Raw genomic sequence first — 14,871 nt, 5'->3', positions numbered from 1 at the left:
ATACTTCGCGTGAACACACTGTTCGACTCCCTCGCGAAAGTCGCCCCGGCGGCGCCGCGCACGGCCCCGTGCGGCCACCTGACGGCGGTCCGGACGCCTCTTCGGCGCGGGGTCGGGGCATCGTGCCCGGCGGGTCGCCAAAGGCCCCTCGGGCGCCCGCCGACGGCCTCCGAAGGCTCCGGCGAACAGGGCCTGACCTGGGCTTTCATCGGCCGCGCGGCCTACCATCACCCCCTCGGGAAGGGGACTTGATGGACCGCGACATCCGCACGATCGACGACGTGATGAACCTGTTGGACGGCCTGTTCGCGCCGGCGGCCGACCGCTGGACGAGCGGTGGGAGCGGCTGGTGGGACGACTTCTACGCCGACCGCGCCAGGCCCGTGCCGTTCTTCGCGGCCAAGCCGGACGAGAGCCTCGCCTCGTACGTGGAACGGGGTCTGATCACACCGGGCCGCGCGCTCGACCTCGGCTGCGGACCGGGCCGCAACGCCCTGTATCTGGCCGCGCTGGGCTTCGAGGTGGACGCCGTCGACCTCTCCCCCGCCGCCCTCGCCTGGGCCAAGGACCGCGCCCGCGAGGCGGGGGCCGAGGTCTGCTTCCACCAGGGCGACGCGTTCGCCCTGACGCGGGCCGAGTTGACCGGACCGTACGACCTGGTGCACGACTCGGGCTGCTTCCACCATCTGCCGCCGCACCGCCGCGTCGGCTACCTCGACCTCCTGGACCGCGTCCTGGCCCCCGGCGGCCACTTCTCCCTCACCTGCTTCGCCGCCGGCGACGACGGCATGGGGTCGCGACTGCCCGACGCGGACTTCTACCGGCAGGGCGCCCTGCACGGCGGCCTGGCCTACGAGGACGGCTCCCTGCGGCGGATCTTCGGCCATCTGACGGAGGTCGAGCTGCGCCGCATGCGCGACGAGCCCGAGAGCTCCGCGCACTTCGGCGAGCCGTTCCTCTGGACGGCCCTCTTCCGCCGGGACACCCCGGCTCGGGCGGCCGTCCCGGCTCGCTAGGCCGGTCGTACCAGTCGCACCTTGTCGACGCCGAGCAGCCCCGCGAGCGGGACCTTGGCGGTGGTCTGCCGCGGATCGACCGTCAGGCCCTCGGAGCGCAGCATGTCCAGCAGCATCCCGGCGAGCGGCATCACCATGTGCCGGCCCCAGCAGCGCTCGGAGGCGTGGCCGAAGGGCAGGTAGCCGGGGTGGTCGTCGGGGTCGAGGCCGGCCCAGCGCTCGGGGCGGAACGCGTCGGGGTCGTCCCACAGGGCCGGGTCGCGGTGGCTGAGCAGCGGCAGCACCAGGACGTCGTCGCCGGCGCCGATGCGGGCGTCGAGGGCGGGGTACTCCGGGGACGCGTTGCGCAGGACGTTCCAGGAAGGGGGCAGCAGGCGCATGGCCTCGTACAGGATGTGCTCGTTCGGGACGTCGTCCGCGAAGGGCGCGCCGAGCCAGTAGGCACTGGCGACGAGCGTGGAGACGGTGAAGCAGACGGGCGCCGCCGCCCGCCGGTACATGCCCATGGCGTACCGCCGGTCGCTGTAGCTTCCGGCGTCGGCGGTCAGGCCCGCGATCTCGGTCACGGGCGCGCCCGGCCGCGGCCCGCCGGGCAGCGCGGCGCCGACGGCGATGACCGTCCACGTCAGCTTGGGCGTCAGCTCCAGGGTGCGGTCCATGAGGATGCGCAGCCGGTAGGGGTCGGCGCCGAGGATCAGGTCGCGCAGGTACACGTGGCCGACGTGCGGCCACTCGCCGGTGAGGTCGGCGCCGCCCGGCACGGGCGCCCGCAGGGCCGCGCGGACGTCGCGGCCGATGGCCCGCATCACGTGGGAGGCCTCGGTGCGGTGGATGGAGCGGCCGTGCAGGGGCTTGAACGTGGGGCGCTCGTGCTCGGTGGCCGGCCGGGCGGCGAGGATCCGGTCGGTCAGCTCGGGCCCGGCGACGCCCATGGTGTCGGCGTCCAGGCGGAACACGTCCGCACCGCGGTGGTCGCGCAGCAGGGCCTGCAGGCGCGGCGCGAAGACGGTGGTCCGGGTGGACCGGTCGGTACCGGAGAGGGGCATCGGTGGTCTCCAAGGGCGGGAGGCCCGTGCCCGGCGGCCGCTCGGGCGCGCCGGGCACGGGGCACTCACGGGGACGATTCGCCGGTCTAGTACCAGTGGTACCAGGCGTACGCCTTCAGGCTCTTCTCGCCGGTGATCCTCTTCTTGAGCGAACGGACCATCTTCATGGACGTGCCTCCGGTCGTTTCCGTTGGTGCGTGACGGACTGGACGAGCGGAGCGTGCAGGGAGGCGATCAACAGGCGATCAACAGCGCGGGGGCCGCGTGAGCGGTACGTGAGCGCGCCGCGGGCCCGGGGGTCACCGGGGCAGCGGTGTCCCCGGCGCCCCCAGGATCTTCTCGGTGGCGCCGGACTCCACGGCGCGGCCCTCCGCGAGGACGAGCAGCGCGTCCGTGCGGCTCGCCACCAGCCGCAGGTCGTGGCTGATGAGCACCAGGGCCAGGCCGCGGCTCTCCCGCAGCTCTTCGAGGAGGTCCATCACCGCGCCCGCGGTCCTGTCGTCCAGGGCCGAGGTGACCTCGTCGCAGACCAGGACCTCGGGGTCGGCCGCCAACGCCCTTGCTATGGACGCGCGTTGCCGCTGGCCGCCCGACAGCTCGTGGGGGTAGCGGTCGGCGAAGTGCGCGGGCAGGCCGACGCTCTCCAGGAGTTCCAGGACGCGCCCGGGGGCCTCGGCGCGCGTGGCCCGCTCGTGCAGGCGCAGCGGGCGGCCGAGGGTGTCGCCCACGGTGCGGCTCGGGTTGAGGGTGCCGAGCGGGTCCTGCGGCACGAGCTGGAGCGCGCGGCGCTGGGCGCGGGTGCGGCCGTGGGCGGCGGGGTGCAGGCGTACGCCGTCGAGGGCGACCGTGCCCTCGGTGGGCCGGTGCAGCCCGACCACGGCACGCACCAGCGTGGTCTTGCCGGACCCGGACGCGCCGACGATGCCCGTGCTGGAGCCGGCGGTGACGCTCAGGTCGACGCCGTGCAGCACGGGCACGCAACGGCCCCGCCGGGTGAACGAGGCGCGCAGTCCGGCGACGGCGAGCTTGGGGGCGCCGTCCGGCGCGGGCCGGGTCTCGCGCGTACGGGGGCGGGGCGCGGGCAGCGGGACCGGCGGGGCCCCTTCGGCGGACAGGTCGACCACGTCGTCCGCCAGCCGCGAGACGAGGTCCGCGTCGTGGCAGGAGAGGGCGACGGCGAGGCGGTGATGGGCCGCCAGGTGCCGCAGCAGCTCGGCGATCTCGTCCCGCACGCGTGGGTCGAGGCCGGCGGTGGGCTCGTCCAGGAGGAGGACGGCGGGGCGGCGGGCCAGCGCCCTGGCGAGGGCCACGCGGCGCTGCTGGCCGCCGGACAGCTCGCCCGTGCGGCGGTTCTCCAGGCCCTCGCCGAGGGGCAGGCGCACCTCTTCCAGTTGGGCGCGCAGCGCTTCGGGCCCCCGGTCGACGGCGACCTCGGCGATGAGGCGGCGCACCTTCATGCGGGGGTTGAGTCCGGAGCCCGGGTCCTGGCCGAGGTAGGCGAGGCGGTGGCGGCGCAGGGCGCGCAGGTCGGCCGGGCCGAGCGCCAGGGGGTCCTGGCCGAGCACCTCGACGGTGCCGGTGGTGCGCCGGGCGCCGGGCGGCAGGACCCCGGCGACGGCCCGCAGGAGGGTGGTCTTGCCGGACCCCGAGGGGCCGACGAGCGCCGTGACGCGGCCGGGCCGCACCTCCATCCCGCCGCCCGCCAGGAGGAGACGGCCGTCGTCGGCGGCGACGGTCAGCCCCTGGACGCGTACGGCCACGCCGGAGGCGGGTACGTGGCCCCCGGGGTACCAGTCGGGCATGTGGTTCACGAGGCGACCCCCCGGGTCATCGCGGTCTCTTGCGTCACCGGCGCGCTGTTCCGTCCCATGGCGTGCACGGCGCGCTTCCGTCTCACAGCGCGGTCACCGCTTCGCGCCCGGCGCGCGGCACGAGCGCCGACGCCGCGAGGTTGACGCTCATGGCGAGCAGGCCGATGGCGAGGGAGGGCGCGAGCACCGCCCACGGGTTCAGGACGATGCCGCCGGAGTTCTCGCGGATCATGAGCGCCCAGTCGGCGGCGGGCGGCTGCGGGCCCACCTGGAGGAAGCCGGCGGTCGCCACGACGTAGACGGCGGCGACGAAGCGCAGCCCGAAGAGGGCGAGCAGGGTGGCGCGCAGGTTGGGCAGGACCTCGCGCACGACGAGGTGCCACAGGCGTTCGCCGCCGACCGCCGCGGCCTCGACGTACCCGGAGGCGGCGACCGGCGCGGCGGCGCCCGCGACCAGGCGTACGGCGTAGGGCACGCCCATCACCACGGCGGCGGCGATGACGGCGAACCGTCCGCCGCCCGGCCAGGACAGGGCGATGAGCAGGATGCCGAGGACGGCGGGCAGCAGCATGAGCACGTCGGCGCAGCGTTCGACGATCCGTCCGACGGTGGGGCGCAGCGCGCCGAGCGCGCCGAGGAGTGCGGCGGCGCCGGTCACCAGGAAGGCCACCAGCAGGGAGGTGGCGATGAGTTCGCGACCGCCGGCGAGCAGCCGGCTCAGGACGTCGCGGCCGAGCTGGTCGCCGCCGAGCGCCGCCTTGCCGCCCGGTTCGGCGTAGGGGGCGGTGACGGGGCTGTCGATGGCGTACGGCGCGAGCCAGGGCCCGGCGAGGGCGAGGGCGACGAGCAGCAGGGCGGGCAGGACGCGCAGGACCGTCCCACGGCGCGGGAGGCGGCGTACGGCACGCTTCGGCAGGGGGTGGGGCGCGGTCATGCACGGCCTCCCGAGGCCCAGGAACGCACGAGGTCGGCGAGGAGCAGTACGCCGGTGATGACGACGCCGGTGACGGCGACGACGCCGGCGACGAGCGGGCCGTCGCGGTCGGTGACGGCTCCGGCGAGGACCGAGCCGATGCCCGGGTAGTTGAAGATGGTCTCCACCACGACGGCGCCGCCGAGCAGCATGCCGGTGGAGGTGGCGATGCCCGCCGCGACGGTGGGCAGGGCGCCGGGCAGCAGGTGGTGGGTGAAGACGCGGTGGCGCGGCAGTCCGTCGATGACGGCGCTCTGGACGTGCGGGGCCTTGGCCTCGTCGGCGAGGGCGGCGCGCACGATGCGGACGTTCCAGCCGATCTGCGGGATGGCCAGGGCGAGGACGGGCAGGATCAGCATCCGCCAGGAGGCGGGCGAGCCGTCGGCGTCGGTGAGGGTGACGGCGGGCAGCAGGTCGGTCCAGAGCGCGAAGACGAGGACGAGCGCGACGGCCACCACGAACTCGGGCAGCGCGAGGATGCCGGTGGCGCTCGCGGAGATGGCCCGGTCGGTGGCGCCGCCCGGCTTGAGCGCCGCCCAGCAGCCGAGGGCGAGCGAGACGACGAGGGTGACCAGGAGCGCGAGGCCGCCCAGGAGCAGCGTGTTGGGCAGCGGCTTGGCGAGGATGTCGGCGATCGGCTCGCCGCGCGCGGAGGTGCCGAAGTCACCGGTGGGCAGCCCGGTCATCCACTCCCAGAAGCGGGTGAGGACGGGCCGGTCGAGGCCGAGGAGTGCGCGGCGGCGGGCGAGGTCGGCGGCGCTCTCGCCGCGCTCGGAGGTGGCGTTGGCGGCGTCGCCCGGCAGGAGTTCGACGGCGACGAAGACGGTGGCGAGCAGGACGGCGAGCAGCAGCGCCCGGCGTGCGAGCAGTCCGGCGAGGCGCAGGGTCCCGGCGAGCACGGGGCCGGCGGGCCGGGGGCGAAGGCCCGCGACCCGCTCGCTCACCGTGCCGCTCAGCGGGCCAGCCATGCCCGCTCGAGCTGGACGCGTCCGTAGCCGGGCAGCTTGGGCAGGCCGTGCACGGGGGCGGCGGCCAGGTCGATGCCCTCGGCGACGCCCCACAGCAGGTAGCCGGAGTCCTCGTGCTGGATGCGCTGGAGCTTTTCGAGGGCCTTGGCGCGCGTGCCCGCGTCCTTGGCGCCGATGGACTCGCGGTAGGCGGCGTCGAATGCCGCGTTCTTCCACGCGGCCTCGTTCTGGCCCGACTTGGACTCCATGGTCTTGCTGGCGAAGAAGATCACCGAGTCGTTGGTGCCCCAGTAGGTGGTGTAGAGGTCGGCCTTGAGCCACGTCTTGTCGTAGAAGGTGGCGGACTCCTGCTTGACCACCTGGATCTTGACGCCCGCCTCGCGCACCTGGCTCGCGAAGAGCGTCGCGGACTCGGCGAGGCCGGCGATGTCCTCGGTCGTCACCAGCTTGTACGTCTTGGAGGTGTCGAAGTCCGCTTCCTTCAGCAGGGACTTGGCCTTGGCGAGGTCGCGTCCGCGCTGCGGGATGCCCGAGTCGTACGCGGGGTCGCCGGTGCCCATGATGTCGTTGCCGACGGTGCCGTAGCCGGACAGCACCTGCTTGACCATGGCCTTGCGGTCGACGGCCAGGCGCAGCGCCTCGCGGACCTTGGGGTCGGCGAAGGGGCCGTCTGCCGTGCGCATGACGATCGGCATCGCCATGTCGTCGGGGCGGCGCACGACCTGGACGTCGCCGCGCTTCTCGGCGGTGCGGGCGGCGACGGCGCCGACGTTGGAGGCGAGGTCGATCTGGCCGGCGAGGAGCGCGTTGGACATGGCCTGGGGGGACTCGAAGATCTTGACCTCGATGGCGTCGAGCAGGACGTCGCCGCCGTGCCAGTGCTCGTTGCGCACGAGGCGCGCGTTGCCCGAGCGGAACCAGTCGAGCTTGAAGGGGCCGGTGCCGGGGGCCTTGCCCAGGTCCTTCTTCTCGGTGCCCTTCTTCAGGACGAAGGTGGTCAGGCGGGTGAGCGAGGGCAGTTCGGCGTTGGCGTAGTCGGAGACGAGGACGACGGTGTCCTTGCCCTCGGCCTTGATGTTCTCGGCCTTGATGCCGGGCAGCCGGGAGGCGCCGGAGGGGGTGGCGCGCAGCCGCTTGAGCGACCAGACGACGTCGTCGGCGGTGACGGGGGAGCCGTCGTGGAACGTGGCCCCCTCCGCGATCTTGAAGCGCCAGGTCTTCAGGTCGGCGGAGGGCTTCCAACTGGCGGCCAGGCGCGGCGCGGTGTTGTCCTTGGCGCCGGGTGCGGTGAGGGTGTCGTACACCAGGGCGATGATGAGGTAGTCGCTCTCGTTGGCCTGGGTGCCGTGCGGGTCCCGGGTGATGGCCGAGGCCCGGCCGAGGGCGCCGACGCGCAGCGTGCCGCCCTTGCGGGGCTTGCCGTCGCCGCCCGCCTCGGACGAGGTGTCACCGTCCCCGGAGCACGCGGTGAGCAGCGTCGCCGTACCCAATGCTCCGCCGGCCCACAGCACTTGGCGCCTGGTGATGTCCACGTACGTCCTCGTTCCAGTTCAGAGCGGTATGTCGATGCGCAGGGCGGGACACCGGCCGAATCAAAGGTCGATTCGCAGGTCGAAGCCGATACGATCGGATAATCTTAGGGTTGCCTATCCTAATGGCACCCGCGTGCGCAACCCGGCGCACGCTGCCAAGTGCACCCCCGGACTCGTCACTTGCCGGACGGAAGGCGACCGTTCCACTTCCCAGTCTAAGGTTTGCCTTACCTAAGTTTACTGCTAGCGTTCGGCCCGTCACCGGTGATCGCCCGCCCGGATTCCTCCACCAACTCGACGGAAACGGACTTATCTCGCGATGAGCACGGCAGCAGACGCACCAGTCCGCCAGCTGGACCCCCACTCCGTGGACGAGCTCCGCACCGCGGCCCGGAAGATTCTCGACGAATTCGGCACATCCGCGACATCTCCCCGCCTCCTGGAGCGAGTTGAGCAGTCCGTGGCCGGATTCGGCGACACTCTGCGTCACCACTGCCGGCCCGTCGACACCGATGACGGCCTCTTCGTCCTGCGCGGCCTCGACGTCGACGACGCCGAGATCGGCCCGACCCCGCCCGGCTGGGCCCACGCCGGTGACCGCGGCGCACTCCACGACATCGTGCTGCTGCTGCTCGCCGGCGTGATGGGCGACCCCATCGCCTGGCAGGGCCAGCAGGACGGCCGGTTCGTGCACAACATCGTGCCCTCGCCCGGCCACGAGTCCGAACAGACCGGCGCCAGCAGCACCGTGCTCCTCAGCCCGCACACCGAGGACGCCTTCCACCCCGGCCGCGCCCACCTGCTGATGCTGGGCTGCATGCGCAACCACGACCGCATCGCGACCACCGCGGCCGGCATTCGCAAGGTCCGGCTCAGCGAGAAGGACGTGGAGCTGCTCTCCCGGCCCGTCCTGCCGATCCTGCCCGACGACGCCTACGCCGAGGCCCAGGGCTACGCCGACGCCGCTCCCCCGCCGGTGCCCACCCTGTTCGCCGCCGAGGACGGGCTCACACTCCGCTTCGACCCCGCGTACACGCCGATGGACGACGCCGACGAGGAGTACCGGGCCGCGTACCGGCGCCTGGCGGACGAACTGGCCCGGGTCTCCGTGGCGGTGAGCCTGGAGCCGGGCGAGGTCCTCGTCGTCGACAACGACCTGGTCGTGCACGGCAGGGTGCCCTTCAAGGCCCGCTACGACGGCACCGACCGCTGGCTCAAGCGGGCCTCGGTGCGGGTGCCCGGACGGCGCCGGCGCCCCTCGGCCGAGGCCGACGAGCACGGTTACGGTCAGGCGGCGTTGGAGGCGTTCGGCCGCGGCCCGGTCGCGCTCGCAGCGCACGCCGGCTGAACGCGCCCCCCACGCACCGGAAGGAAAAGACACCATGACCGGCACCACCTCCCCCGGCCCCGGCGCCTCGGCCGGCCCCGAAAGCCCCGCCGGAAGCCGAATATCCGGCGACGACCAGCACCTGCGCATCCTGTCGACCAGCGACCTCGCCGGCCTCGACATCTCCCTGGCCGACGTGATCTCCACCGTCGAGGGCGCCTACCGCACCCTGCACGCCGGGGAGTCGGACAACCCGCGCAAGCTGACCGTCAAGCCCAAGGACGGGCACTCCGTCTCCTACGCGATGCTCGGCCGTGACGGCTCCCGCGACGTCGTCGCCATCAAGACCTCGTACAAGCACGGCCTCGACAAGGGCCGCGAGGAGCAGCACTACTACACCTCGCTCACGATCTACGACGACGTGACCGGGCTGCCGGTGGCGATGATGGACTGCGCCCGCATCGGCTCGCTGCGCACCCCGGCCGTCTCCGCGCTGCTCGCCCGCGAACTGGCCGCGCCCGGCGCCCGCAGCGCGCTCGTCGTCGGAACGGGCACGCAGGGGCGGCTCGCGCTGCCGTTCCTGCTGACCGCCCTGCCGGGTCTGGAGCGGCTGATGCTCTCCGGCACGCACCCCGAGGGCATCCGGGCGGTACGCGACGAGCTGCGCCGGCACTTCCCCGACCGCGAGGTGGAACTGGTCGAGGACCTGCGCACCGCCGCCGGGGACGCCGACGTCGTCGTCGCCACCGCGGGCGGCCACACCCCCGCGGCGATCGAGGCCGACTGGCTGAAGCCGGGCGCCCTGTCCGTCCTGGTCGGCCACGGCCTCGCGCCCTCGACCCTGCACCGGGCCGACCGCGTCATCGCCACCAGCGAGGCGCAGATGAACGTCACCGGCACGGACATGGCCGACGCCGAGGGCAAACTGCCCCCGGTGGACGCGGAGTTCCCCCCGGTGATCGCGGGCGCGGCGGCGGGCCGGACGGGCGCCGCGGAGCGGATCTTCGCGTACAACAGCGGCCTCGTCGTCACGGACATCGCCCTGGGCCACCGCTTCGCCCAGCTCGCGCTGGAGCAGGGTCTGGGCCACGAGGTGGCGCTGTGGCGCTGAGCGGGACCGACGGGGCGAACGCGGCGGCCTGCTCCGCGCGCCTGCCCGCGCTGCCCGACCCCGGCACCGACGCCGTGCTGGCCAGTGGCCTAGCGCGGGAACTCTCCTACGCCTTCGGGGGCCCCTTCCACTTCCTGCTCCCCGACGCCTTCGACGCCAACCTCCGCACCATGCGGGAGGCGTTGGCGGAGGCGGGGGTCGCCGGGTTCGTGTACTACGCGAAGAAGGCCAACAAGGCCGCCGTGTGGGTCGAGCGGTGCGCGGCCCTCGGCGCGGGCGTCGACGTCGCCTCCCTCGGCGAGCTGCGCGAGGCGCTCGGCCACGGCGTGCCCGGGGAGCACCTGATGGTGACGGGTCCCGCCAAGGGGCACGACCTGCTGCGCCTCGCGGTGCGCCAGGGCGCGCTGATCGCCGTGGACGCCCTGGACGAACTCGACGCGGTGCTGGGCCTGGTGAGCGGCGGCGGCGCCGAGCGGGTGGCGCGCCCCGCGCGGGTGCTGCTGCGCGCCCTGCCCCCCGGCCAGCCGCACAGCCGCTTCGGTCTCGACGAGGCCGAGCTGGCGACCGCCATGGAGCGCTGCGCGCGGGCCGGCGAGGCCGCCCTGCGCATGGAGGGCTTCAGCTTCCACCTCTCCGGATACGACATCGCGGCCCGCGCCGAGCTGGCCGCCTCGCTCGCGGAACTCTGCCTGAAGGCACGGGCGTCGGGCCTGCGGGCCGATCGCGTCAGTGTGGGCGGCGGGCTGCCGATCAGCTACGTCGGCGCCGATGACTGGCAGGCCTTCCTCGCCGCCCGGCACGACGGGCACTTCCACGCGGGCAAGTCCTTCGCGGACGGCGACTTCTACCCGTACCACTCGCCCCTCGCGGGCGCGGACGCGCTGCGGGCGCTACTGGCCCATCGGACGGACGAGCGCCGACTCGCGGACGTACTGCGCGACTTGGACGTACGACTGCTGCTCGAACCGGGTCGGGCGCTGCTCGACCGGGCGGGCGGGACGGTGTTTTGCGTGCAGGGCGTCAAGGAGCGGCCGGGCTACCGGCTGCTGACCGTGGACGGGACCAGCCTGAGCCTGTCGGAGCAGTGGTTCGCCAGCGAGTACCTGCCGGACCCGGTGCTGGTACCGGGCCTCGGCGACGGGCTCGCGGGGCCGGCGTGCGCCGCGGGGGCGGAAGTCGGCGTGGCGGAGGTGGCTACCGGCGGCGCGGACGAGACGTACCCCGCCAGCGTCGGCGCCGCGACCTGCCTGGAGTCGGACATGCTCACCTGGCGCAAGGTCCCCTTCCCGCGGCGGCCCCGCGTCGGCGACCTGCTGGTCTACCCCAACACGGCGGGCTACCAGATGGACTCCAACGAATCCCCCTTCCACGACCTGCCGCTGCCGCCCAAGGTCGTGGTCGACCGCACCGAACTGCCGCGCCCGCGCTGGCGGTTGGACCGCCACTTCACCTGACACCGCCCCCGCCCCCGCCCCCCTCTCTACAGGAGCACATCGATGCCCGGAGCCCTGCAGCGCCCCGCCGTGGTCTCCCACGTGTCCGACCTCATCGGCCGCACGCCCCTTCTGGAGCTCGCCGGCACCGAGACCGGCAGCAGGCTGCTGCTGAAGCTGGAGATGTTCAACCCCACCGGCACCGCGAAGATCCGCATGGCCCGGCAGATGATCCTCGACGCCGAGGAGCGCGGCGAACTGCGCCCCGGCGGACGGATCATCGAGTCCACGTCCGGCAACACCGGCCTCGGCCTCGCGGTGGTGGCCGCCGAGCGCGGCTACACCTTCACGGCCGTCGTGGACCACCACGCCTGCACGGACAAGCTGCGCGCGATGAAGGCCCTCGGCACCGAGCTGGTCTACGTCGACGAGGGCGGCGACAGCGAGGAGCTGGCGACGGCCGCGCGCGAGGAGCTGGCGGAGGAGATGGCGCGCGGCAAGGACAACACCATCTTCACCGAGCAGCACAACAACCCGAGCAACGGCGTCGGCTACTTCCCCGTGGCCCACGAACTGCACGAGGCGCTCGACGGCCGGATCGACGTGCTGATCGGGGCGGTCGGCACGGGCGGCGCCCTGTGCGGCACGACGCGTGAACTGCGCAAGCTCATACCGGGGTTCGCCACCGTCGGCGTCGAACCCAAGGGGTCGATCGCGTTCGGCGGGCCCGCCCACGACTACTACCAGTCGGGCACGGGCACGCCCGAGGGAGCCGAGATCGGGGCGCTCGTCGACTTCGACCTGATCGACGAGGGTGTCAAGGTCGGTGACGTCGAGGCGTTCGCGACCTGCCGCGCCGTGGCCCGCACCGGGCTGCTGATCGGCGGCTCGGCGGGCGGCGTGGTGCACGAGGCGCTGACCCGCCTCGCCACCCTTCCCCCGGGCAGCACTATGGTCGCCCTGATCAACGACGGCGGCGAGAAGTACCTGGACACCGTCTTCGACGACGCCTGGATGACCGCCCGCAACCTCCTCGATCCCGACGCGGAACGCGAGATCGACGAGCTCCTCACCAAGCTCCGCAGGAACCGATGACCTCGATGCCCCCCAAGCCCGACTCCCCCGCCGCCGAGGCGCCCGGACGGGACGCGCCGCCCTCGGCGCTCGCCACGCTGCTCGGCGACGGCCGGGCGCTCGCCACGCTCGCCGTTCCGCTCATCCTCACCCAGCTCGCGCAGGTCGCCCTGACCACCACCGACACGGTGATGATGGGCCTGCTGGGCACGCAGGAGCTGGCCGCGGGCGGTCTCGCCATCGTCATCTTCAACCAGCTGCGCACGATGGGCGTCGGCCTGGTCACCTCGGTCGGCAACCAGATCGCGGCAGCGGCCGCCCGCGCCGAGAAAGCCCACGGCGACGAGCAGGGCGCCGAGAAGGCGGACGCCGGCCGGGCGGGCGGTCACGAGGAGGTGCGCGGCATCGTCCGCGCGAGCATGGCCGTCGCCACGCTCGCCGGTGTCGTCGGCGCCGTCCTCATGGTCCTCATCGGCCAGTGCCTGACCTGGCTCGGCCAGGACGCCGCCGTCGTCGACCGCACCCAGACCATGCTGCTGGCGCTCGCGCCCGGCCTGCTGCCGTGCCTGTGGTTCCAGGCGATCCGCCAGTTCACCGTCGGCATGCGCCGCCCGCAGGCGCTGCTGCGCATCACGGTCGCCTCGATCGCCGTCAACGCGGCGCTCAACTGGGTGCTCATCCACGGCACATGGGGTCTGCCGAAGCTCGGTCTGACCGGCATCGGCGTGGCCACCTCCACCGTCTACCTGCTCTCCTTCCTCGCGCTGTACGCCTCCGCGAAGCGGGACGCCACCCTCGCGCCGCTGCTCACGCTGAACGCCGCCAAGGCCGATCCCGCCGCCGTGAAGCGGCTCATCGGGCTCGGGGTGCCGATCGCGGCGACGTACGGCTCGGAGGCGGGCTTCTTCTCCGTCACGGCGCTGATGGCCGGCGCCTTCGGGCCCGCGGCGCTGGCCGCGCACACGGCCGTGAACCAGCTCGTCTACATCGTCTTCCAGGTCGCCGTCGGCCTCTCGCACGCCGCCTCCATCAACGTCAGCAGGGAGTTGGCGCTCGGCCGCACCGACGACGCGCGGCGCATCAAGAACACGGCGCTCGCGTGCGCGGCGGCGGTGATGGCGGTCGTCGGCACCGCCTACCTCACCGTGCCGCGCCTGGTCCTGGCCCCCTTCATGGACTCCGGCTCGGACCGGGCGCTGACCATCGCCACGCACCTGCTGATCGTCACGGCGTTCCTGCAGTTCTTCGACTGCGCGCAGAACATCGGCGTCGGCCTGCTGCGCGGCCTGGACGACACCAAGAGCGGTTTTCGCATCACGGTCATCGGCTACTGGGCCGTCGGCCTGCCCGCGGCCTGGCTCCTCTCACACCCCCTGGGCCTGGAAACGGTCGGCATCTGGCTGGGCCTCCTCACGGGCCTCGCCACGACGGCGGTCCTGCTGCTGCGCCGCTACGGGGCATCACTGGCGGCACGGGAGAAGGCCGCGTCCATCTGACCCACGCCCCGTGAGAGGGCGGCGCCCCGGGTCTGCCTCGGCACCCCCGGACGCGGGCGGCTGGCCGCGGTTACGCCCGTGGGGTCGCTCGGGGCGCCTCGATGACCGGCCCCGCCGCCCGCCTCACCCGGCATGCCCGTCCCCGGCAGCCCCTCCCTCGCCAAGCCCTCTCCCGGTGAACCGGGCCAACAGGCCGTCCACGAAGTCGCGTACGCCCTCGGGGTAGATGTCCCGCGCCGCCAGCTCGCCCCACCGGTCGCCCACGGCCGCCAGGTGGGGGACCTGCGTGGCGTCGAAGGACTCGCGGAAGGTGAGGGGTCCGGCGTCGGGGCGGCGGCGGGCGGTGTTGGCGCGGACCAGGACCTCGCCGACGGTGTAGTACCAGACGTCCCGGAAGACGTCGACGGACTGGGCGGGCGTGCAGCCGCAGTCGACGGCCCCCGAGAGGATCGCCTCGACCATCCACAGCGCCGATTCGTCCAGGAGCCCGACGAACCCGTCGGCCGTGAGGATCTCCGCCGCCCACGGCCACGCCGCGAGGGCGTCGCGCATCGCCGTGGCGGACGCGATGACGCGCTCGCGCGGATCGTCCGGCAGCCGCACGCGCCCGAGCTGCGCCAGGTGCTGATCGAGCATCAGGACCAGCAACTCGTCCTTGTTCCTGATGTGGTGGTAGAGGGTCGTCGCCCCCACACCCAGCTCGGCGGCCAGGCGACGGATCGTCAGCTTCTCCCAGCCGTCCACGTCGATGAGCCGCCGGGCGGCCTCCAGGATCTGCGGGCGGGAGGTCACGGGCGGCCGGCCGGTCCGGCCGTGCGGTGCGGGCGTTCGGGACATCGTCCCATCATGCCGCGCCCCCTCCCCCACCGCGCGACCGGGCGCCAGTGGCGCGCGACGAGCGCGGGCAAGCAGCGGGAGGAGCGCCGGCGAGCAGCGGAGGGCCGGCGGCCAACCCCCGTACGAACAAAACCGTTTCGAGATTTCGCGTGCGCTCCCGCCACCCCCGATGCTACTTTCGGAACATGTTCGGAAAGTTGCTCGGCGCTTCGGCGTCCGCTCACCCCACCCCTCAGGAACGGAGTCC

At 73.6% G+C, this 14,871-nt stretch carries 13 protein-coding genes; 6 read left to right on the top strand and 7 right to left on the bottom strand.

Going from position 1 to position 14,871, the window contains the following annotated elements; all coding sequences use genetic code 11:
* The first annotated feature begins 251 nt into the window (after positions 1-251).
* Complete coding sequence (locus ABZ385_RS11315) at positions 252-1,016, top strand: class I SAM-dependent methyltransferase (protein WP_358911036.1); 765 nt, start codon at positions 252-254, stop codon at positions 1,014-1,016.
* Here ABZ385_RS11315 and ABZ385_RS11310 read toward each other — a convergent pair.
* From ABZ385_RS11310 to ABZ385_RS11285, 6 genes are all read right to left on the bottom strand, one after another.
* A complete protein-coding gene (locus ABZ385_RS11310) occupies positions 1,013-2,062 on the bottom strand; it encodes a cytochrome P450 (RefSeq protein ID WP_358911035.1) in 1,050 nt (349 codons plus the stop codon). The two genes, ABZ385_RS11315 and ABZ385_RS11310, sit on opposite strands and share 4 nt — an antisense overlap.
* Positions 2,063-2,148: 86 nt before the next feature.
* Positions 2,149-2,223, bottom strand: a complete 75-nt coding sequence (locus tag ABZ385_RS11305; RefSeq protein ID WP_358911156.1) for a tryptorubin family RiPP precursor — start codon at positions 2,221-2,223, stop codon at positions 2,149-2,151.
* Between the two features lie 138 nt (positions 2,224-2,361).
* Complete coding sequence (locus ABZ385_RS11300; protein ID WP_358911154.1) at positions 2,362-3,864, bottom strand: ATP-binding cassette domain-containing protein; 1,503 nt, start codon at positions 3,862-3,864, stop codon at positions 2,362-2,364.
* A gap of 91 nt (positions 3,865-3,955) precedes the next feature.
* Complete coding sequence (locus ABZ385_RS11295; protein ID WP_358586665.1) at positions 3,956-4,807, bottom strand: ABC transporter permease subunit; 852 nt, start codon at positions 4,805-4,807, stop codon at positions 3,956-3,958.
* Complete coding sequence (locus ABZ385_RS11290) at positions 4,804-5,814, bottom strand: ABC transporter permease (protein ID WP_358586667.1); 1,011 nt, start codon at positions 5,812-5,814, stop codon at positions 4,804-4,806. The genes ABZ385_RS11295 and ABZ385_RS11290 overlap by 4 nt, the downstream gene beginning before the upstream one ends.
* The gene (locus ABZ385_RS11285) at positions 5,799-7,346 is read right to left on the bottom strand and encodes an ABC transporter substrate-binding protein (RefSeq protein WP_358586669.1); all 1,548 of its coding nucleotides are present in this window, start codon (positions 7,344-7,346) and stop codon (positions 5,799-5,801) included. Before ABZ385_RS11285 ends, ABZ385_RS11290 begins: the two co-directional genes overlap by 16 nt.
* Positions 7,347-7,665: 319 nt before the next feature.
* Between ABZ385_RS11285 and ABZ385_RS11280 the strand changes: the two genes are divergently transcribed.
* From ABZ385_RS11280 to ABZ385_RS11260, 5 genes are read left to right on the top strand one after another with little or no spacing between them, the layout of a single operon-like run.
* The gene (locus tag ABZ385_RS11280) at positions 7,666-8,694 is read left to right on the top strand and encodes a TauD/TfdA family dioxygenase (RefSeq protein ID WP_358911033.1); all 1,029 of its coding nucleotides are present in this window, start codon (positions 7,666-7,668) and stop codon (positions 8,692-8,694) included.
* Positions 8,695-8,728: 34 nt separating this feature from the next.
* Complete coding sequence (locus tag ABZ385_RS11275) at positions 8,729-9,784, top strand: ornithine cyclodeaminase family protein (protein WP_358911031.1); 1,056 nt, start codon at positions 8,729-8,731, stop codon at positions 9,782-9,784.
* Positions 9,775-11,238 carry a Y4yA family PLP-dependent enzyme gene (locus ABZ385_RS11270; protein WP_358911029.1) on the top strand — a complete coding sequence of 488 codons (1,464 nt, stop codon included), beginning with the start codon at positions 9,775-9,777 and terminating at the stop codon, positions 11,236-11,238. Before ABZ385_RS11275 ends, ABZ385_RS11270 begins: the two co-directional genes overlap by 10 nt.
* Before the next feature lie 42 nt (positions 11,239-11,280).
* Entirely contained in the window at positions 11,281-12,312 is a 1,032-nt protein-coding gene (locus tag ABZ385_RS11265; RefSeq protein ID WP_358911027.1) for a cysteine synthase family protein, read from the top strand.
* A gap of 5 nt (positions 12,313-12,317) precedes the next feature.
* Positions 12,318-13,787: an MATE family efflux transporter gene (locus tag ABZ385_RS11260; protein ID WP_358911152.1), complete on the top strand. Its 1,470-nt coding sequence runs from the start codon at positions 12,318-12,320 to the stop codon at positions 13,785-13,787.
* Positions 13,788-13,910: 123 nt separating this feature from the next.
* On the opposite strand, the gene ABZ385_RS11255 is transcribed toward ABZ385_RS11260, so the two are convergent.
* Positions 13,911-14,624, bottom strand: coding sequence for a helix-turn-helix domain-containing protein (locus tag ABZ385_RS11255; protein WP_358911025.1), 714 nt, complete (start codon positions 14,622-14,624; stop codon positions 13,911-13,913).
* Between the last annotated feature and the right edge of the window lie 247 nt (positions 14,625-14,871).

Origin of the sequence: Streptomyces sp. NPDC005898 (genome assembly GCF_040629635.1) — a bacterium.
Lineage (GTDB): Bacteria > Actinomycetota > Actinomycetes > Streptomycetales > Streptomycetaceae > Streptomyces.
Note: the sequence above shows the minus strand (reverse complement) of the source record. Positions and strands in the feature narration are given on the sequence as shown.